General features: G+C 48.4%; 15 protein-coding genes. 3 read left to right on the top strand and 12 right to left on the bottom strand.

Annotation, left to right across the window (positions count from 1 at the left end; genetic code table 11):
* Positions 1-316: 316 nt before the first annotated feature.
* On the bottom strand, positions 317-1,384 hold the full coding sequence (locus VLX91_01665; protein ID HUI28894.1) for a methylated-DNA--[protein]-cysteine S-methyltransferase: 1,068 nt from the start codon (positions 1,382-1,384) through the stop codon (positions 317-319).
* A gap of 127 nt (positions 1,385-1,511) precedes the next feature.
* Between VLX91_01665 and VLX91_01660 the strand changes: the two genes are divergently transcribed.
* Entirely contained in the window at positions 1,512-1,898 is a 387-nt protein-coding gene (locus tag VLX91_01660; protein ID HUI28893.1) for a DUF488 family protein, read from the top strand.
* Positions 1,899-1,923: 25 nt separating this feature from the next.
* Here VLX91_01660 and VLX91_01655 read toward each other — a convergent pair whose 3' ends face one another.
* The 6 genes from VLX91_01655 to VLX91_01630 all read right to left on the bottom strand — a co-directional run bounded on the left by VLX91_01655 (position 1,924) and on the right by VLX91_01630 (position 7,103).
* On the bottom strand, positions 1,924-2,364 hold the full coding sequence (locus tag VLX91_01655; GenBank protein HUI28892.1) for a DinB family protein: 441 nt from the start codon (positions 2,362-2,364) through the stop codon (positions 1,924-1,926).
* A 96-nt stretch (positions 2,365-2,460) separates the two neighbouring features.
* A complete protein-coding gene (locus VLX91_01650) occupies positions 2,461-3,312 on the bottom strand; it encodes an AraC family transcriptional regulator (GenBank protein ID HUI28891.1) in 852 nt (283 codons plus the stop codon).
* Positions 3,313-3,402: 90 nt separating this feature from the next.
* On the bottom strand, positions 3,403-4,656 hold the full coding sequence (locus tag VLX91_01645; protein ID HUI28890.1) for an MFS transporter: 1,254 nt from the start codon (positions 4,654-4,656) through the stop codon (positions 3,403-3,405).
* A 51-nt stretch (positions 4,657-4,707) separates the two neighbouring features.
* A complete protein-coding gene (locus tag VLX91_01640) occupies positions 4,708-5,199 on the bottom strand; it encodes a DinB family protein (GenBank protein HUI28889.1) in 492 nt (163 codons plus the stop codon).
* 35 nt (positions 5,200-5,234) lie between these two features.
* The gene (locus VLX91_01635; GenBank protein ID HUI28888.1) at positions 5,235-6,053 is read right to left on the bottom strand and encodes a hypothetical protein; all 819 of its coding nucleotides are present in this window, start codon (positions 6,051-6,053) and stop codon (positions 5,235-5,237) included.
* 66 nt (positions 6,054-6,119) lie between these two features.
* The gene (locus tag VLX91_01630) at positions 6,120-7,103 is read right to left on the bottom strand and encodes an aldo/keto reductase (GenBank protein HUI28887.1); all 984 of its coding nucleotides are present in this window, start codon (positions 7,101-7,103) and stop codon (positions 6,120-6,122) included.
* A 216-nt stretch (positions 7,104-7,319) separates the two neighbouring features.
* On the opposite strand from VLX91_01630, the gene VLX91_01625 reads away from it, so the two are divergent.
* Positions 7,320-9,125, top strand: a complete 1,806-nt coding sequence (locus VLX91_01625; GenBank protein HUI28886.1) for an ABC transporter ATP-binding protein — start codon at positions 7,320-7,322, stop codon at positions 9,123-9,125.
* 59 nt (positions 9,126-9,184) lie between these two features.
* Here VLX91_01625 and VLX91_01620 read toward each other — a convergent pair whose 3' ends face one another.
* From VLX91_01620 to VLX91_01610, 3 genes are all read right to left on the bottom strand, one after another.
* Positions 9,185-11,110 (bottom strand): PAS domain S-box protein, encoded by a 1,926-nt coding sequence (locus VLX91_01620; protein ID HUI28885.1) that lies wholly within the window; start codon positions 11,108-11,110, stop codon positions 9,185-9,187.
* Between the two features lie 187 nt (positions 11,111-11,297).
* Positions 11,298-12,446, bottom strand: coding sequence for a metallophosphoesterase (locus VLX91_01615; protein HUI28884.1), 1,149 nt, complete (start codon positions 12,444-12,446; stop codon positions 11,298-11,300).
* Between the two features lie 74 nt (positions 12,447-12,520).
* Positions 12,521-13,264 (bottom strand): type 1 glutamine amidotransferase, encoded by a 744-nt coding sequence (locus VLX91_01610; GenBank protein ID HUI28883.1) that lies wholly within the window; start codon positions 13,262-13,264, stop codon positions 12,521-12,523.
* Between the two features lie 136 nt (positions 13,265-13,400).
* Here VLX91_01610 and VLX91_01605 point away from each other — a divergent pair, with 136 nt between their 5' ends.
* Positions 13,401-14,228 (top strand): DUF4905 domain-containing protein, encoded by an 828-nt coding sequence (locus VLX91_01605; protein ID HUI28882.1) that lies wholly within the window; start codon positions 13,401-13,403, stop codon positions 14,226-14,228.
* On the opposite strand, the gene VLX91_01600 is transcribed toward VLX91_01605, so the two are convergent.
* Together VLX91_01600 and VLX91_01595 are read right to left on the bottom strand one after the other, a co-directional pair.
* Positions 14,220-17,531, bottom strand: coding sequence for a PD-(D/E)XK nuclease family protein (locus VLX91_01600; GenBank protein ID HUI28881.1), 3,312 nt, complete (start codon positions 17,529-17,531; stop codon positions 14,220-14,222). The genes VLX91_01605 and VLX91_01600 overlap by 9 nt on opposite strands.
* The gene (locus VLX91_01595) at positions 17,531-18,730 is read right to left on the bottom strand and encodes a DNA recombination protein RmuC (GenBank protein HUI28880.1); all 1,200 of its coding nucleotides are present in this window, start codon (positions 18,728-18,730) and stop codon (positions 17,531-17,533) included. The genes VLX91_01600 and VLX91_01595 overlap by 1 nt, the downstream gene beginning before the upstream one ends.
* Positions 18,731-18,741 lie beyond the last annotated feature (11 nt).

Here is an 18,741-nt window from a genome sequence, read left to right as displayed (position 1 = left end):
GCGCCTTGCGGAAAAACCAAATCGAATCCCCCACGTCAAACCCATCTGATAGAAAACGCGGAGATTGCGAACATTACAGTTGAGATGTTTTTCATAGGATCCTCCTTTCCTGCCACGCATTGCACGATGTTTCAATCTAGTCCGGGCAGACTTTTTGACCGGAATAAATTCAAAAAGAAAGTAAATCTATCAACTTGAAAAATCAAACGAGAGATGGGCTGCTGTTCCCGATATCAACTCACCATGGTACAGCTGAAATAATTCCCCTTCAAATCCTCAAAAAAATCTATTCTTGCGACTCGCTGGGAAGTGCTTTCTAATTCTTAGCGTTGCTCTTCTCGAAATCGAGAAGCCACTTCTTTCTCCAGAGTCCGCCTCCATATCCTGTAAGGCTGCCGTTTTTCCCGATCACGCGATGACATGGTATGACAATCGCGATTCGATTGAAACCGTTTGCGCTAGCCACTGCTCTGAGCGCTTTGAGATTGTTGATTGCGATCGCCTGCTCTTCATACGATCTCGTGTGCCCGTACGGAATCGTCGTGAGCTGCTGCCATACCGATTTTTGAAATTCGCTGCCCGGAGTCACAAGCGGAACGTCGAACGTCTTACGTTTGCCCTCGAAGTATTCTCGCATTTGCGTCTCGAGATTGGAAATGTGCTCGTTGATTCCGTACACGAAATTCGCTTTCAGCTTGCGTCTCAGATCACCAAACTCAGATTCAAGCATGCGTCTTTCGGTAAACTCGAGAAGGCAGATTCCTTCCTCCGTCGCGCCAGCTATCATTGGCCCGAGCGGAGTTACAAACCGGTGAATGTTTATCACGTTGGCGTACTTCGCACCGTTGGGGTTGGTACCAACGATCTTCCTAAACGCTTCCGAAAAACCGCTCAGAGAATCATAGCCATTTTCAAACGCGGCTTCCGTTACGCTTTCCCCATTCTTGATTTGGTGAAGTGCGCTGTTTATCCTCAGCATTCGCTGGTATCCCTGGAAAGTCAGTCCATGATTTGTCTTGAACCAACGGCGAACTTTGCTCGGCTCGATCTTCATCTTGACGAGATCATAGTCGGTAATCTTCTTCGAAGGATCTGCGGCGACCCGGTCGATCAGTTTCTGTATGAAGTCCGGTGTGGAACCGAGAAGCTCGAGCGGCCTGCATACTTTACACGGACGGTAACCGTTGAGAAGGGCGTCTTTGGCCGTTTGGTAGAACTCGATATGTTCACGCTTTGCTCGCCGGGCCCGGCAAGTAGGCCGGCAGAAGATGCCGGTTGTCCTGACCGCGACGAAAAAAATTCCTTCATACGAGGCGTCTCTTTTCATAAACGCTTCGTACATTATGTCTTCATCCCAAAGTGTCGTTTCGCCTTTTGTATTCATACAGTAAATCTAATATTCTTTTTCACCTGCCTGCAACCGAAAAATTGACAAGTATGTTTGAAAACCCATTTACAGCGAAGATTGCTTCTTCAAGAACGTACCGATATATTACGCAAAGGAGCAAGTTATGTCTATACGTATTGTCAGACTCGGTAGTCCCAGAAGAAAAGGCGAAGGTTTACGCATCGGAACTGTCCGTCGTCCGCCGCGTGGCGTACCAAAGGAGAAGTTTGCGTCGGAGAACTGGTACGACGTGTGGTTTCCCAACCTCGCCCCGAGCGCTGAAACCGTGAAGCTCGCGCGGGGAGCGGAAACACCATCGCAATGGGCTGCATTCGTCAGAAAGTACAAGTCGGAAATGGCCACTCCTGAAAATACACACATGCTTGAGCTCCTCGCTGCACTCTCTCATCATGCCAACTTCTCGGTCGGCTGCTATTGCGAGAACGAAACTCACTGCCACCGCTCGGTGCTCCGCGAGCTCCTTCTTGAAAAAGGAGCCGAGCTCGCATAGTCTCTTCTTTGAAGGAAAAGCCGGTTTAACCGGCCAGTTTCTTTATCAGTGCGATTTGTCCGAGATGGTAAATGTCGTGTTCCATGATGTTGTTTAACAGTTTTTCTTTCGCCGCCATATCGGATTTCTCCTGCTCGAGACAGGAAACCAATTGTCTGTGGTTCTTCTCGAATGCCGACACTAAGCTTTTCCACGCGCTCTTCTCGTTTTTGTCGATCCTCTTCCAATCGAACGATAGGTTCTGATCTATCGTGGCTTTCGGGTCTCCCTGAAATCTTTTCAAATAGACGTCTTCCCATCCGACAATGTGCGCCAGCAATTCTGCGGCATTATGGCTGTTTTTGTCTGGTCTCCTTATTGCCGAATCGGATGTGATTCCTTCCAAGATTTTTATCGCGGGATCCCCGTACGAAGCATCGCCGCTAAAGAAATTGTTTGCTCTGGATACGAGTTCTTTCTCTTTCATGATTTCTCCTCCATGTCGATTTGTTTATGGTGAATTCTCACGCATAAATTTAGCAGTGGAATTATAGTAAGACTTTAGAAATCTTGCTTTTTTGAGTTAACTGTTTTTCGCTCTGAACTGTGACGGGGAAATTCGATATTTGTTCTTGAATGAAGCGGAGAAATGTTCGAGGCTTTCGAAGCCGGATGAAAAACAAATGTCGGTTATCGATCGGTCAGAATTTTTGATAAGGTTTTCCGCATTCTTGAGGCGCGTGTCGACGAGATACCGGTGAGGCGAGTACGAGGTGAACGTCTTGAAAATTCTGCTGAAATGAAACGGACTGACATAAGAGTTTTCTGCAATTTCATCGAGCGACAGGTCGCGGGCGTAATTCTCGTTTATATATTCCTTCGCTCGCTCCACGGTTTGCAGGTGGTATTTTTTCAGCGACGCGGGAATACCTTTCACGAGCTCTTCACCCGCCAGTTTCGCGAGCGTCAAGTTGACAATTTCATAAACGATTGAATCTATCAACAAGCCTGAGCAGCGCTTGTCTTTCAAGAGACGCAGAACCTTGTTATGAAGAAAGTCCAACGCGGCATCCGATTTTATGAGAATAGAATGGACATCGTTGTTTGTGAAGAACCGATTCACAAGACGCCGGTGACGCTCTTTTACCGATTCGTAAAACTGTGGCCGGAATGCAAAACATGTGCATTCATCCGGAACATGGTACATATGACTGACCGTGTGCTCGTGATCGGGTTTATTCAAGAGTATCCTTCCGCTGTGAGCGTCCAGAGAATTTCGGAATACATTGTAGATGAAGTTCCCTCTCCGCGTGAAGCTCAGCGAGAAATCGGTCTGGTACTCAACTCCGGAATTTTCACCGGCCTTAGACTTACAATGGAAATCGGTTATGCTGTAAAACTTTGAGTTATAAAGAATTTTGGTGTCGGCGTTCAAAAGAAGTACTGTATTTTATTGTCAACTAATCAACCTAGACTCAGATGCAACAGTTCCGGTACCTATGTTACGCTTCAGGGTGACGAATTGTTACCTTGAATGCAGGCTCTGTTCTTCGTTGGAAGCAACCAATTCTGAAGTATGCCTAAACTTTAGGCGTCCAGAGATAAAAACCGCAACAACCACTCCAAACACAATCAGGTTTCCTACAGCATCCGTCCAAAGAAGCCCGTGTGCGCCTAACTTTGAATATCCAAACCCGTCGAGCCATGTCATGTATGCAAGCGGAATGCTTCCCGCTGCCGATAGGGCACTATATAGCGTACTTGCATCTTTGGTATCAGGCCCAACAATTTCAACGATAAGTGCGGTGAACCTTGCCCAGCACAGACCCTGCGTAACCAGATAGAGAATTGTGCCCACGAGGTATCCTGTTGCGCTATCCACGGCTACGAGTACGATGGCGGCAAATGCGTTCAGAAGACCCGCGCCCACATATACTACACGATTGTCCCAGCTCGCCGGAACCAGAGCACCGCACAGCGAACCTAAGCCGAGAGCAACTCCACCGCCGAGACCATTTATCCAGATGACACCGGACGCTCCCACTCCATAGTGTGATGCAATCGCCGGGAGGAGAAGCTGTGCAGCGCCAGTGCAAGCCGGAGCCATGAGGAGGATGGTGCTCCATCTTCGCAGCGGCGACTTAAAAACTCCACCGACCTCTCGTCCGATTGCCGAGAGGCGCCCCTTGAACCAGTGGGAAACTTCCGGCTTTTTCTCGGGAAATGTGAATGCGATCAGTGCAGGAAGGAAAAGGATGAGAGCGAGTATGAACCCGGTAAGGAAAATTGATAGCCGGGTTACAAGCCACAGAACAAGTGCGCCCCCCAGCGCACCGCCCGCAAGGTACCCCGCTTGATTCCACGCAGCTGCCTTCGGTTGCTTACCTGAAGACAGCGCAGTGACCATGAGTCCACCGGAAGCGGCAAGCACGAGAGATACAGTTATGCCAGCAACCAACAGGAGCACGGTTAAGACATAAAGTTGCGATGCACCGACGAACGGCTGAGCTATCCACAGGCACAACGCAGTTGCAGCCGCCGACAGTACCAGCCATGTTTGGCGTCGAAGTTTCGCATCGACGAGCGGCGCCCAGAGAAAAACGAATATGTTCGGGAGCTGGAGAAGCGAGCCGAGTGTGCCGATCTGGTAAACCGAAACTCCGGCTTTGCTCAGCAAATACGGAAGCGGCGTCGAAGTAAAGCCGACATAGATGGCCACGGGCAGAATCAAGATCCCGAAAGTCGATGGTGCGGGCCATGAACGGAATCTAATTGTCATAGATAAAGCCACGAAGGAATCTATTGTGCTCCTTCATCTCAGTTACGAAAATCATCTTTCGTCGGCAGTCGGCCCGAATGTATTCGGGATCGGCACATCAAGCAAGCGAAGGAAAACCGTCAGCTGCCCGCGATGATGGATGATGTGATTTAAGGTATTGCGAATGACCGCACTTCTCGGCATTTGCCAAACCAGCTGTCCTGCCCGCAGCGCTTTCCACATAACCGGCAATTCATCGTCCGGAGTTTTCTCCAGAAGATCTGTTGCCTTTCGCAGCGATTTCTCAAAGGTATCCATTATCTCCGCCGTCGTATTTGGAAACACCGGCTTGAAAGGATTTGCGGCGAAATCATAGTCCACCGTCTCTATCGCTCTCACTATCGAATTCGGAAGTTCGGCGATGTGCATGCCGAGCCTCCCGATCGCCGTCGATTTTTCATGCGGTTTCCATGTTAACTTATCACTGGGTATTCTTTCCAGAAGTTTTTTCGTGTTCGCCGCTTGCTGATTCAATTCTGTGCTGAGTTCTTTCGCGATGCTCATAAATATTTATTCTCCTTATTATTCACCTAACGATTTCAAGAATATTTCTTAATGGTTCTCATCAAATTGATGAGAACGAGACAACTTATCAACACAACAACCATGAGAATAATCAGCATGGTTATATCTGAAGCCATGCCGCCGACCTTCATTCCAATAATCAACGCGCAGATTGTTAACAACATCATCGTAGAAAAAGTTATTAATGAAGGTGCGAACAAATAACCCAGAGGCTTTTTCTTCTTAAGCAGAATTCCAGACGTGAAAATGCCTGGAAGGAAAAACGACAAATCCAAAACATGGACAGGATTGGTTAATAATCCGTCCTCTCTCAATTCCTGCGGCGGCTCACCGGATGCCAGCGCGGGAATAATTGCTTTCATCCAGATCAGGAAGAAAAGAACGGAGATCACAATCAAAAAGTACACTGAGACATTATTTGACTTATTTTCGGCGAACGAATTCTTGATCGCGGATAAATCCACCGAAAGCAATAATGAAATTATTGAATAAAAAGTCAGGCCGAGCACCGCACAGTACACCAGGAAGAAAGAATTGAAGTGGACTGCGAAACAATAGACGACGAAGGTATAAAAGACGTATAACGCCGCTCCCAGCCAGATAAATATCCCGCGTATCGATCCTCTGCGGATCAGAAATGCACCGGCCATCAATGATGGTACAGCCAGGATGAGGTTCGCCAAATCTTGCGCGACCCCCTGAACAGCCATCAAATGAGTTTCTTGCGAATACGCGCTCTTAAAAAATATACCGTAGATACCGGAGGCGATTATCAGTAACGATATAGGGATCGAGAAGTGCAGCGGCTTTGTGCTGCGGAATCGGGTGTCCATTTGCAGTCCATTGTCTTTGAAGCATTATTACTTTGAAATGTTCTCTAAACCCGGCCCGGTATTAACTTACCAGTAATTATGAACAAGCTTACGAATGTGCGTATCGTATGTTTCATTTATCTTCTTCATCGTAGCATCCGACAGCGGTGCGAGGTCGGCAGCTTTAACATTTTCTTCAACCTGCTCTGCGCGCTTTGCACCGGGAATCGCACACGTAACTGCAGGGAACATCAGAATCCATCTCAGCGCCATCTGCGCCATGGTTTGTCCCTGCGGCACAAGTGAGCGTAATTCATCGACTGCCTGCAGGCCGACTTTGTAATCTATCCCGGAAAATGTTTCGCCGCGGTCAAAAGCTTCACCGTGGCGGTTGAAGTTTCGATGATCGTCGGAAGCGAACTTGCTCATGCTGTTCAATTTTCCCGTCAACAGCCCTGATGAGAGCGGCACTCTCGCGAGGATACCGACGCGCTTTCGCCCGGCTTCCTTGAAGAAAAGTTCAGCGGGCCGCTGTCGAAAAATATTAAAAATAATCTGTATCGTCTGGACATTCGGATATTCGATCGCCTTCAACGCCTCTTCCACTTTCTCCACGCTTACGCCGTAGTAGCGGAGCTTTCCGGCTTTCGCTAAATCGTCGAGGACACCAAAGACCTCAGGCATGTAATAGACTTCTGTCGGCGGGCAATGAAGCTGAAGCAGGTCGAGAGCTTCCATCTCCAGGTTTTTCAGACTGCGCTCCACAAAAGCAGTGAGATTTTGTTTATTGTACCCGCTCGCGGTGTGAGGATCGAGCCTGCGACCCGCCTTCGTCGCGACATGAAATTTTTCGCCGCGCTCCTTCCGAAGCTTTGCAATCAATCGCTCACTGCGTCCATCGCCATAGACATCTGCCGTGTCAAAAAAGTTTACACCGAGATCGAGAGCCCGGCGAAGTGCCGATAAAGATTCCTTGTCATCGACCGTGCCCCAGGTGCCGCCGATCGCCCAGGCACCAAAGCTGACGGCAGATACTTTCCATCCCGTCCTGCCTAACTCACGATATTGCATTGCGATCCTTTACAGTTGAACCGTGATTTGATTTTTTCGTGGTCGAGTGAACGTCGCCAACACGATGCTGAGCAGAGATGGCAACGATCACATTCTTCATAGAAAGTAAGTTTCCCGAATCAGATTATCAAATTTCTCTTGCCTTCGGTTGTTTCTTTCCTGAAATTGAGACAATTTTGTCATGCAAATCGCATCGAACTTTCACTAAACCTGAAGATGTTGAAAATAAAAGTCTCCGAAGGGAATTACTCTCAGCCGGAATTTGATTTCCGCAGCAAGCGCCCCCTGAAAAATCTCCTCCGCATTTATAAAGGACAAAACCTCAAGCTCGTTGCCTCTATTATTCTCTTCGCGATAAAACATTCCCCCGTCTGGATCCTGCCGGTAATTATTGCCCAGATGATAAACATTATCACCGATACGGCGAAGTATCCAATCCATGATCTGTGGACTGTCGGCATAATTTTTTTTGCGATCATCATCCAGAACATACCGACACACACGCTTTACGTGAGAGTCTTCAGCGGAGCGCTCAACACGATGCAGATGAACTTGAGGTCTGCGATCGTCAGGCGGCTTCAGGAGCTGTCAATTTCATTTCACGATAATTTTCAATCGGGAAGACTTCAGACGAAAGTTCTCCGCGATGTCGAGACTCTCGAAATCCTTTCCCGTAACATCATGAATTCGGTGATGCCCGCGATCCTGACCATCATCGTCGCATTTTCGGTGACGATACTGAGGCAGCCGCTCGTTGCAGTATTTTATCTGGTTTCCATTCCGATATCGTCCAGTCTCGTATTTGTTTTTTCAAAGAGGATGACCGCTCGTAACAAAGAATACCGGAGCGAGATCGAATCACTTTCGGCAAACGTCGTCGAGATGATACAAATGATCCCGGTTACACGTGCGCACGGCGTCGAGGAAGCTGAAGTTACAAAAATCCGTTCGCGTCTCGAGAGACTAAAAACGAGGGGCATCCGCCTTGAAGTCGTCGGTGCCTTGTTCGGTGCAAGCTCATGGACATCGTTCCAGGTCATCATGCTGATTTGCCTCATGTTCACGTCGATTCTCGCCTACAGGAAAATGATCAGTATCGGCGATGTCGTTTTGTTCCAGAGCTATTTTGCGATGATCGTCGGCGCCGTAAATTTGATTCTTAACTCATATCCCGATCTCGCCCGCGGTTTTGAATCGATTCGGTCCATCGCGGAGATTCTCGAATCTCCCGACATCGAACATAATGAAGGAAAGCGAAAAGTCGATTCCGTAAACGGATATTTTGTTTTCGACCACGTTAGTTACACATACCCGATAGATCCGTTCTCGCCGGACAACAAAGCTCAAAGGCCGGCGGTGAGCGATATCGATCTTTATGTACAACCCGGAGAATCCGTTGCATTTGTAGGCGAATCGGGATCGGGAAAATCCACGTTGATGAATCTTGTCATCGGGTTCCGGCGCCCGACTCAAGGACGCATATTGCTCGACGGCATAGACATGCAGGCATTGGATTTACGAACATACCGCAGGTTCTTGGCAGTCGTGCCGCAGACGACGCTTCTCTTCAGTGGAACGGTGCGCGAAAACATCCTGTACGGTTTGGACAAGATCGACGACAAGAGGTTGTGGGAAATTTTGGAGATGGCAAACGCCGCGGAATTTGTCTCGAAATTACCTCACACACTTGATACAACACTCGGCGAGCTGGGAACGCGGCTGTCGGGCGGACAGCGCCAGCGGATCGCGATTGCCCGGGCGATCATACGAAATCCAAAGGTGATCGTACTTGACGAGGCGACTTCTTCTCTGGACGTGGCATCCGAGTCGCAAATCCAGGAGGCATTACTAAGGCTCGTCACAGGACGCACGACGTTTATCGTGGCACACCGTCTCTCAACCATAAGAAATGCGGACCGAATCATGGTCATGAAAAATGGAAGCGTGGTGGAATCAGGAACTCACGAGGACCTGATGAACTCAAAGGGAGAGTTCTACAGGTTCAAGCTGCTGCAACAATAAACGGCTCGTCCATAAGTGTAGTGTTCACACTCATCGACGTCTCCACGAAAAATCGCAGTTCATTCTTTCGCATCGATCACTCTTCTGACAGTCTGGAGAACTTCCGCGGGCTTATAAGGTTTCAGTATGAAACATTTTGCGCCAGCCTGGAGCAACTCTGCTTTGGATCCTTCATCCAAGAATCCGCTGGAAAGAATGATCTTCGAGTTGGGGTTAACTGACTTAATCTGCTTGACGACGTCGTCGCCTGAAAGTTTCGGCAAACCCAGATCTGTTATGACGGTGGAAATTTCGCCCTTATATTTCTTAAAGACAGCCACACCTTCTTCACCATCCGATGCCGTTAACACCGAATAGCCTTTGGCAATCAAGATTGTATTCAATAAATCCCTGAGCATTTCTTCGTCTTCAATTACCAATATGGTTTCGTTGCCGCCGGTTATTTCTGCAAGGCTTGGACTTCCGCCCTGGCTGGTGGCGTCTTTCCTTTCATCGACCGGGAAATAAATGCTGAACGTAGTTCCTCTGCCCGGTTCACTCTCAACTTCGATCATCCCGTGATGATTTTCTATAATCGAATAAACGAGAGCCAGGCCCAAGCCAGTGCCCTTTCCTGGAGCCTTAGTAGTAAAGAAAGGCTCAAAGATTCTACGTTTGATTTCTTCGCTCATTCCGATGCCGGTGTCCGACACCTGAACCATGAGATATTCCTTCTCCCCGGCCCTTGGAAACTTTGAATCAATCTTCTCGCTGGGGATCGTCGAAGTTGAAATAGTGATCGTGCCTCCGCGCGGCATCGCATCTCTGGCATTGACACAAAGGTTCATGAAAATCTGGTGAAGTTGGTTTGCATCCGCGGTGATGCTCGGCAGGTCACGCTGGAGGTTCGTCGATACCACGATACGTTTTGGCAGCGTCTCCTGCAGTAACCTGCAAATCTCGGCGACGACGTCGTTCACACGTATCGATTCGAAAACAGTCTCGTTCTTGCGCGCTAGCGTCAGCAATTGTTTTACAACCGATGCTCCCCTCTCCGAAGCCTTCTCGATTGCCTCGATGCTTCGGGCGATTCTGTCAGGCTCTGAAATGTGGTCCTTAAGAAGAGATGAATGCCCCATTATGACGTTTAAGATATTGTTGAAGTCGTGGGCAATTCCGCTCGCAAGAGCCCCAAGTTCTTCAAACTTCTGCGACTGAATGAGCTGTCGCTCCAACTGAAGTCTCTTCTCCTCCTCTTTTCTCAAAGTTCCTTCCGCCTTTTTACGTTCGGTAATATCTCTCGCTACAGTGTGCATGAAAATAATTCCAGCGATGGACACCCTGTTGTTGCTGAATTCCGTATCGACCTTTGTGCCATCTTTCCGCCTGATCTTCGCCTCGGTAGATGCGGCTTCGCCAGCCATTATCCTTTCATGAAACTCATTGTATGCTTTCAGGTCCGCTCCATCATGAAGATCGGGGATGCTCATCGCGAGGAGTTCTTCTGTCGTGTATCCGGTCAGCTCGCACGCCGCCTTATTCACGGCGATAAATTGAGATTGTAAATTGGATATGAAAACAGCATCACGCGATCCCTCAAATATCGCCTCCTGCCATTCGAGTACCTGAGTTATGGCAAGTTCAGCCTGCTTTCTTTCCGTGATGTCGCGGATAATTGCAAGATGGTTGCCATTTGAGAGTTTTCGTACATTGATCTCAACAGGCAGCAACCTGTCTCCTTTACAAATCAGATTTCTTTCGAAAGCGATTTTCTGGCCAACGAGCAGGTCGTCCAATTTTACCGGGCTTTGCCTTCGTTCCTCCTCGAGCGTAAAGTCGTCAGTACAGCGCTGCAAGATCTCTTCACGTGAGTAACCAAGCATCTCGCATGAACGCTGGTTGACTTCGACGTAACGGCCTTTTTCATCAGAAACGAAAATTCCATCGGCGGCTTGCTCAAAGAGAGTATGGTATAAATCTTCGGATTGCGAAGATCGTTTGCTCAAAAATTTTTTGTTAAAGTCCTTTATGCCCATGGCTTTTTGCAACGAAATTGAGGCGCGAATAATTTTGCACTTCCCGGCACAGTATCGGGACAATCATCTTATTTCCCAATCTTTTCCTCGGAACATTTTACGGGTACTTTAGAACGTCGCTCTGTTCCCGAGGGCGATTTGGAAAACTTGGAGCAATCTATCGTTTGATAAATTTCATCCGGATATTTACAATTTCAGGGTCAGCGGCCACCCGTATCGGCGGTCCCCAAGTCCCAACTCCTGAAGATACGTAGATGTGGGTAGATCCTTTTACCAGATAGCCGTAGGACAATTCATAAACCATATCCGTGACATAATTGAAAGGCCACATCTGGCCGTGGTGAGTATGTCCAGAAAGCTGGAGATCGATCCCGTTTGCCTCTGCATTGTCAAGGTTAAAAGGCTGATGATCCATAAGAATTACGGGAAACTTTCTGTCAACTTTTCCCATGAGCTCGGCAAGGCTCTTCCTTTTTCGTACTTCCCTGTCGTCGCGTCCTACAACGTAGAAGCTATTATCTACGAAAACCGCGGAATCTCTCAGCATCTTCACGCCATGCTCGGTGATATACTCGCAAGCTCTCTCTATGCCTCCATAGTACTCATGATTGCCGGTGACGGCATACACACCGAGCGGAGCTTTTATTTTGCGAAGCGATTCGCCGAGGTTCTGATCGATGACGGGATTTAGATCGCCGTCTAAGATGTCGCCGGGCAGGAGCACAAGATCGGGTGATAGCGAATTTATTTTTCCCACGATGGACTCAATGCGGCTACGGCCGATGATGGAGCTGAGATGGATGTCCGATGCCATTACAATATTCAGCGCTCTCCTGTGGCCGGCATCCTTCGCTACCGAAATATCAAAAGTTCTGACTCTGACGAGATGCGCATTGATGAAACCGAACAAGACAAGTATCCCGGTTATGAGAATCGCGTCTAACGCTGCGAACCTGGCAGCCTTGCCCGGATTTGAATTAATGAACGCCGGAAAAAATGGGACGACATGGTTCACCAATCGCAGTAAATCGATGGCAGCGGTTATGAGGAGCAGGTAGACAAAGGCCGCCAGCCAGAAGGAGCCGGTCCAGTTCAGAGGCCGGCCGATGGTTATGACATCTGCGCGCTCCAGAAAAACCGAAACGATGAACGAGATCGCGAGAAAAATAAACGTGACCGTGTAGACAGTGTGGAGAATTCCGGCCGGTCGAAACGCTTGAAAACCTCGCAGGTAAATATAATAGTTCGCGAGGCCGTAGACGGAAAAGATTGCAGAGAAAATAAGTATGAAAATTACATTGCGCATTTTAGAAAGATATGCCTTCCGGACAACCGGGGCGATTCTGTCGTATCGACATCATCCGTGATCTATTTGCGTTTTCAGCGAAGGTCTTTGCGGATCCGTTGTTTACCAACAAGTCTCTTTCCAATTTCGTTCAAAAGCGACTCCATATGGTCTCTTATCTCTGGAAGATAAACCTTCTGCGAAAAAATTTCATCCTGCGTTTGAACATATTTGCCGGCGGCCATGTCATCTGCACAGTTGTCTATGAGACGCTGTATGCTCGCCTCGGAAGATTCAAGATGGAATTGCAGCGCAAGAACATTTCTGTCTTTAGGTGATCCACTCGCGCCGTACTCGAAAGCCTGATTCTCACATCCTTCGCTTGCGGCCAATTGCGTCGCCCCCGGTGGAATCTCAAACGTGTCTCCATGCCAATGAAAAGCGACGAATTCATCCGGGAATGATTCGAGATAACCGGAACCTTCTTCGATTTTCTTCACTTTGAACCATCCAATTTCTTTGTAGCTGTTCCTCCTGACTTTTCCACCGAGCACATCGGCAATCAGCTGCGCGCCAAGACAGATTCCGAGAACAAAATTGCCTGACTCGATTGTCTCCCGGATAAACTTCTTTTCCCTGAGAAGCCATGGATAATCTTCTTCCTCGTAAATATTCATCGGACCTCCCACCACTATAAGCCAGTCGAAAGAATTCACCGGGGGCATTTTTTCATCGAGGTATAATTTAGTGGAAGTCACCGAGTGCCCCTTTTCGTTCGCCCACATCCATATGTTTGCAAGGTCTTCGAACGGAACGTGTTGAAGATAGTGGATTCTCATCTGGTATCGTGAATGGTTAAGAATTTAATTCGCATGAAGTTGTCAATGTCGTAAATTATTATATTAGGCCGTTGCCTGTGAAGCAACGGCTCTTTTTTTTCGTGCTAATTCCTTCCTTACTTATTATCTTTTCCTCGTGAAATTTTTCGAAAAAAAATCAAGGCCTCTCTGGACTTTCCCCAAAAAGGGGAGCGAAGGTGGAAAAAAGATCTGGCGGCTCCTCGCCGGAAATGAAATACTAGTGACCGAGATGCGCGATATCGATAAAAAAACGGCGGAGTTTGTTGGAATAGATATACGCTCGGGCTTACTCCTCTGGAAAAATGACCAGATCGAGGAAAAGTGGTGGGTCACCCTGAATCTGATTTACAGAGATGTCGTTCTTCTGCAGCAGTTTTCCAGACCCGACATGCCGACCTCCGGCAGAATTTTTGCGCTCGACCTCCGTACTGGAGAGCTGCTGTGGAAAAACTATGAAGTCTCATTTGCGAATGCCGCCGGTGACACGATCTACTGCGTAAAAAAATCGTATTCATCCGAGACAACAATCGGATTGGACTTCAGAAGCGGGATTGTGCGGGAAGTTTCTCAAGAAGAGACAGTCGACGGAAATTTCGTCTCCTCCGAAGATCTCAAGTTTCCGGAACCGTTTGAGGATGCGTTGGAAAACCTGGATGAGCAAATACTGCAAAAAAAAATTCCCGGTGATGCCGCCCTGCCAATGATCCTGAGATCCGGACGGAAGAAAGTCATAGGTTTTCATGTGCCGTCAGGAAAGGACACGGAAGGTGTCACAACATACGATGCTCACTTGATCGTCGCCGATTCCGCGGGGAAAATTGTCTTTGAAGACATCACCGATAGAAAAGTTTACATGCCGCTCGCAGAATTTTATTTCAGTATTGGTGAAAAACTGATTTACGTGAGAAATTCCGAAGAAATAGTCGCAGTACAACTAGATTGATTCCTCGGCTCCCGCACCTCTCAGAGCGATTCGGCAAGCTTCGGAGTATGAACAAAATTTACAGACACGCTCATAGGAAAAATCGGTTAAGTTAAACCGGCCCTCGGCCGCTTCGGAAATCCTCGCGTTGAAAAAAGACTTTGTCTCCTCAGAGAGTTCCTCCATAGATTCAGGATATGTTTCGGTGGTTTTCAGTTTTCGCTCGCCGCCGAATGTCTTGTTATATCTCAGTCCGGAATTGTCCGCCTGCACGATGAACTCTATCAGATCTTTTCCATCATCGGCGCTCATCAGCCTGTCGCGATTTATCGATATGAACGCGGCTCCGGCGGCACTGGCCCTTCCGGTGGGCTCAATTCCGATCAGCCTGTTTTCACCTATCAATTGATTCAAGGCGCTCAAGTACAGAACCAGCTGAGGCGATATTTTATCTCTGACGACATCCTTGTGCGTAGGAATCTCTACTGAAGTTTTATAATCAAAAATTGTGAGTTCATTCGCGCCGGACGGATCCGTTCGTATATCGACACGGTCGATTTTTCCGCGGAGAAAAGCATCGCCGATTTTTACGGGCGCGATCTCACTTCTCCCAGTCTTTCCCGAGGGAGTCATTCCGGACATGCCGAAGCCCAATTCAAAGATTCCCGGACGAAAACCATATCCCGAAAGTTTCGACTGCACTTTCTCCAAGAAAAGTTCCAAAGTGCCTTTCACCCCGGGAGTCCCGAGCATTATCTCCCGTTCGACTTCGAACAAGTCATGTTTGATCCCAAGCTCGTCCAATGTGTGCGCACCGATTTCAAGCAGCAACCGCAGCTCATCTTTCGCATTATCCAGCCTGTCTCTCTTCGATAATTCGTTGTAGAATCGAAATAAAATTTTATGAAGAACCGCGCCTCTCTCGAGCGCGCTGAGCGACGTTTCTATCTCCGGCACCTCCGCAATCTCTAATACACGACGCGCAAAATATTGAAAGCCGCAACGCGCAAGGGATTCCAATTGCGCGGAGGAGAAAATCCTTTCGGCAAACATTCCGGACAGAAGTCCGATTGAATTCTTCCCGGCTATTCTACCGTTGAATTCGCTATCTCTATCGTTTCTGTATCTCGGTGTATCCGCGTTTTTGCACCGCTCCAAATTCCTCGGGAGAAAACTTGCATTCTCCGACCGGATGGTCTCCAGAATGTCTGGAGGCGCTTCGATTGCCTGCTGAATATTGTAAACGCTTGCCGCGTGATCTTCGCTATTAGTGTCATCGATGCTGGTACAATCCGCTATCTCCAGCACGGCTTCTATAAACGACGATCTGACGAGTCTTATGTCATCCGTTCTCAGGGCGTGGACCAGATACAATTCTTTTTCGAACGAGCTGACGGCTTGATAAAAAAGATGTCTTTGAAGATACGGCTGCATCTCACGGTTTTCTCTCTGTGAACTGAGCGGAAGAAAAATCTCCGGGCTGTATTTTCTCGGAAGCTCGCCTTCGTTAAGTCCGACGATGAACATGTAGTCGAATTCAAGCCCCCGAATTTCTTCCAGCGAAGTTACATACACTCCGTAGCCATATTTCTGGCGGACATTGTACCGGGCCAGCGACAGCGCCGAACGGAGCTTCTCCATCCAGATGTCCAGCTCGGTTCGCTGATTTCCTTTCTCCATCTCTATATCTACGATCTCATCGACGACATCGAGAAATGCAGAGATGGCTCTCGCGTCGCGCTCAACTATGTCCACAGCGACATTTTCGACATCCATCTTAGCGATGCTTTCATAGATTCTCAGTTTCTTTAACAAAGACCTTACCGCACCGCGGAATTCGGACGGCAGCATCTCCCGGTTGAACTGAGTCAACTCTCTCTCAACGCGATCTAAAATCGACTGAGCGTTGTTCAACAGCTCGGCATCCCGGCGAATTTTTATCTCATCTTCATCGAGTTCCTCGGGACTGAATTTGCTGAGAAGTTCAAGGCGGCGCGCAATCGCTTCTCTAAAACTTTTCAGCCCTCGTTCAAACTTGCAGAGCGCCGCGGCATTGTAAAGGATGCTTCCCGCTGCACTCGGCGTGAGGTCGTCGCTGAGAACGATGAACCGATTCGTTATCGCGCGAAGCAATGCGCCGCGCTCGTAATCCGCCAACCTCACATCGATGAACGACAGGACGGCGTTCACCACGCTGTTGCTTACGAGTGTGAACCTGTCGGTAACGTTCGCAGGAATCCGGTATTTAGCAAAAACCTCTCTGATAATCTGGGAGTAGTCTTGCGGAAGGTATGACGCCACACAAACCCTGTACAGTTTCTGATGCGGATTGTTCTTGATTATCTTTTTGATCTTCTCGGCAACGTATTCCACCTCGCGAAGCGTATCGCGCACGCCCGTCACGAAGATTTTTCCTTCAAGATTCCGTTTCGCTTCCGAAGATCTTTCTGCAAATAAATTCAGTGCGAAATACTCCCGTAGATTTTGTTTTTCCTGATAGTGAGCGCCTGATTGCCGATCGATCGTATCAAATCCTCTTGCCATCAGGTCCGAGGCGGTACCCATCATCATCTTGAAAAGATTCTCATTGTTGCATACGCAATCAAGTTTGACAAGGAACGAAAGATTGCTTCGGGATGAGATAATTTTGAAGAACTCAAGCTCCGGTTTCTTGAAGTTGTAGAAGCCTTCGACAAAAAAAGTGAGATGACCCGGAAGAGTCCGGTCGATGAACTCCGGCGCTCCTCCAATTTCATGGTTCACCAGCGACAACAAGCCCGCGCCGTCGATCAGCTTGTCGCCGAGCCGTTTTTCATACTCCTCGAAGATTCGCAGAAATTCTTCCAGCTTACGGCTCTCCGATTCCTCCGCGGCAACGAGCGTTTTCCCGTAATCGTCGGGAGAGATTCCGTTTTCCCTGAGATAGTCGATTTGATCGACGATCCTCTTGATCGTGCCCGCCGGCGCGACGCCCTTTCTGCCGCCGGGACGAAATGACAGGTACCTGAAAAATTTAAAATCATCCTTGGAGAGAATTTCGCCGACGATCATCCCCTGCATCGAAGGCGATATCATTTTTCTTCCTGCGCCTAATTCCGAGAAAAGCTCCCGAGCGAACAGTTCGAGTGTATAGACCGGCAGTTTTCCGAAGACGATCTCTCCGACAAGTTCCCTCTGCAATTCACGCACTCGCCTTCGGGTCGGAACGACATACACAAAGTCGAAAGAACCCTTCTTGCAGCTGACGACGCTTCGACGCTTGACCTCAGCGGTGAAATCTTCCGCCGCCTCGCCGTCAAAATTTCTCGTGAGAATTATCGACATTATTCGATTTTCTTCACCTCATCATCCGATTTCGCGATTCCCTGCAGCCGCTCTCGAAATCTCGCCAGCGCTTCATGGGAGTCGCCGTATTTGTTAGCAGCATTTTTCAGATGCGTCCCGAGAGTCTCAAAATGATCGTCGAACTTCGCAAGTGAATTCTCAAGCTGTGCAAGCTGGTCGCGGATCAACTGTGCATTCTTTTCGATCTGCATGCCCTTGAGTCCGATTGCGATTGCCTGGATATATGCATAAAAGCTGTTCGGCGACGCCGGAATCACGTGCTTCTTCATCGCGTAGCGATATGCACTGTTCGCATCGCTGTCCTGCATCAATAGTTCGTAGTACACGCTTTCGGACGGTATGAACATTATCGCAAAATCGAAGGTGTTCTCGGTCGGCTTGATATACTTAGAAGAGATGTCATCTATCTGATCTTTCAGCGCCTTAGTGAACTTCGTCAGCGCACCGTTTTTCTCCGATTCGTTTTCAGCATTGACGTAGCGCTCAAACTCATCTTTCGGAAATTTCGAATCTATCGGAATAATTCTCTCGGACGTTCTTATAATCGCGTCGACTTTCGAGCCGTCCCGGAATGCATATTGGAATTCGTAAAATCCCTGCGGGATGACTTGCTTTATCAAATCCTCGAGAAGCGCCTCGCCCAAGTTTCCTCGAAGCTTCGGCGAGCTCAAGATATTCTGCAGCTGGTTTATCTGTTTCCCTATCTCGAGCATGTTGTCGCTCGATTCCTTCAACTGACCGAAATCCTGCTTCAGGGATGAGAATAATTTGTTTGCTTCCGAAAGCTGCCCGCCCAATTGAGAACCGATATTTGTGAGACGCTCTTCGACCGATCCGCGGAGATTTTCAACTTGTTTGCCGACGATGTTCGCCAGCTGCGACACCTGGTTCGCAAGCTGGTCAACCTGAGAATTTGTCCCGGCTCGATTTTCCTGCATTCCCCTGGACAGAGTGTTCGTAACAAGTTGAAGCGTGCTTGCCATCGCTTCATTGCTGGAGCGGGTCGTATCGGATACCGATTTGATTGCAGACTCAACATCCGATTTGAACATGGCGAACAACTGCATCACCTGTTCAGACGATGATTGCTGCTTCGTCGACAGATTTTTGAATTGTATGAAAGTGAGAATCACTCCGATGAACAGCAGGACAATGACTGACAATATTATCGTTTCCACAATTTCTCCCG

It is taken from the genome of Candidatus Acidiferrales bacterium (genome assembly GCA_035515795.1).
GTDB lineage: Bacteria > Bacteroidota > Ignavibacteria > Kryptoniales > JAKASW01 > JAKASW01.
Note: the sequence above shows the minus strand (reverse complement) of the source record. Positions and strands in the feature narration are given on the sequence as shown.

Excerpts from the sequence above, each read along its gene's own strand:
- VLX91_01665 (HUI28894.1), bottom strand. The coding sequence starts at position 1,384 with ATGAATACAAAAGGCGAAACGACACTTTGGGATGAAGACATAATGTAC.
- VLX91_01615 (HUI28884.1), bottom strand. The coding sequence starts at position 12,446 with ATGCGCAATGTAATTTTCATACTTATTTTCTCTGCAATCTTTTCCGTC.
- VLX91_01625 (HUI28886.1), top strand. The coding sequence starts at position 7,320 with ATGTTGAAAATAAAAGTCTCCGAAGGGAATTACTCTCAGCCGGAATTT.
- VLX91_01635 (HUI28888.1), bottom strand. The coding sequence starts at position 6,053 with ATGGACACCCGATTCCGCAGCACAAAGCCGCTGCACTTCTCGATCCCT.
- VLX91_01640 (HUI28889.1), bottom strand. The coding sequence starts at position 5,199 with ATGAGCATCGCGAAAGAACTCAGCACAGAATTGAATCAGCAAGCGGCG.
- VLX91_01630 (HUI28887.1), bottom strand. The coding sequence starts at position 7,103 with ATGCAATATCGTGAGTTAGGCAGGACGGGATGGAAAGTATCTGCCGTC.
- VLX91_01660 (HUI28893.1), top strand. The coding sequence starts at position 1,512 with ATGTCTATACGTATTGTCAGACTCGGTAGTCCCAGAAGAAAAGGCGAA.
- VLX91_01655 (HUI28892.1), bottom strand. The coding sequence starts at position 2,364 with ATGAAAGAGAAAGAACTCGTATCCAGAGCAAACAATTTCTTTAGCGGC.
- VLX91_01600 (HUI28881.1), bottom strand. The coding sequence starts at position 17,531 with ATGTCGATAATTCTCACGAGAAATTTTGACGGCGAGGCGGCGGAAGAT.
- VLX91_01645 (HUI28890.1), bottom strand. The coding sequence starts at position 4,656 with ATGACAATTAGATTCCGTTCATGGCCCGCACCATCGACTTTCGGGATC.
- VLX91_01610 (HUI28883.1), bottom strand. The coding sequence starts at position 13,264 with ATGAGAATCCACTATCTTCAACACGTTCCGTTCGAAGACCTTGCAAAC.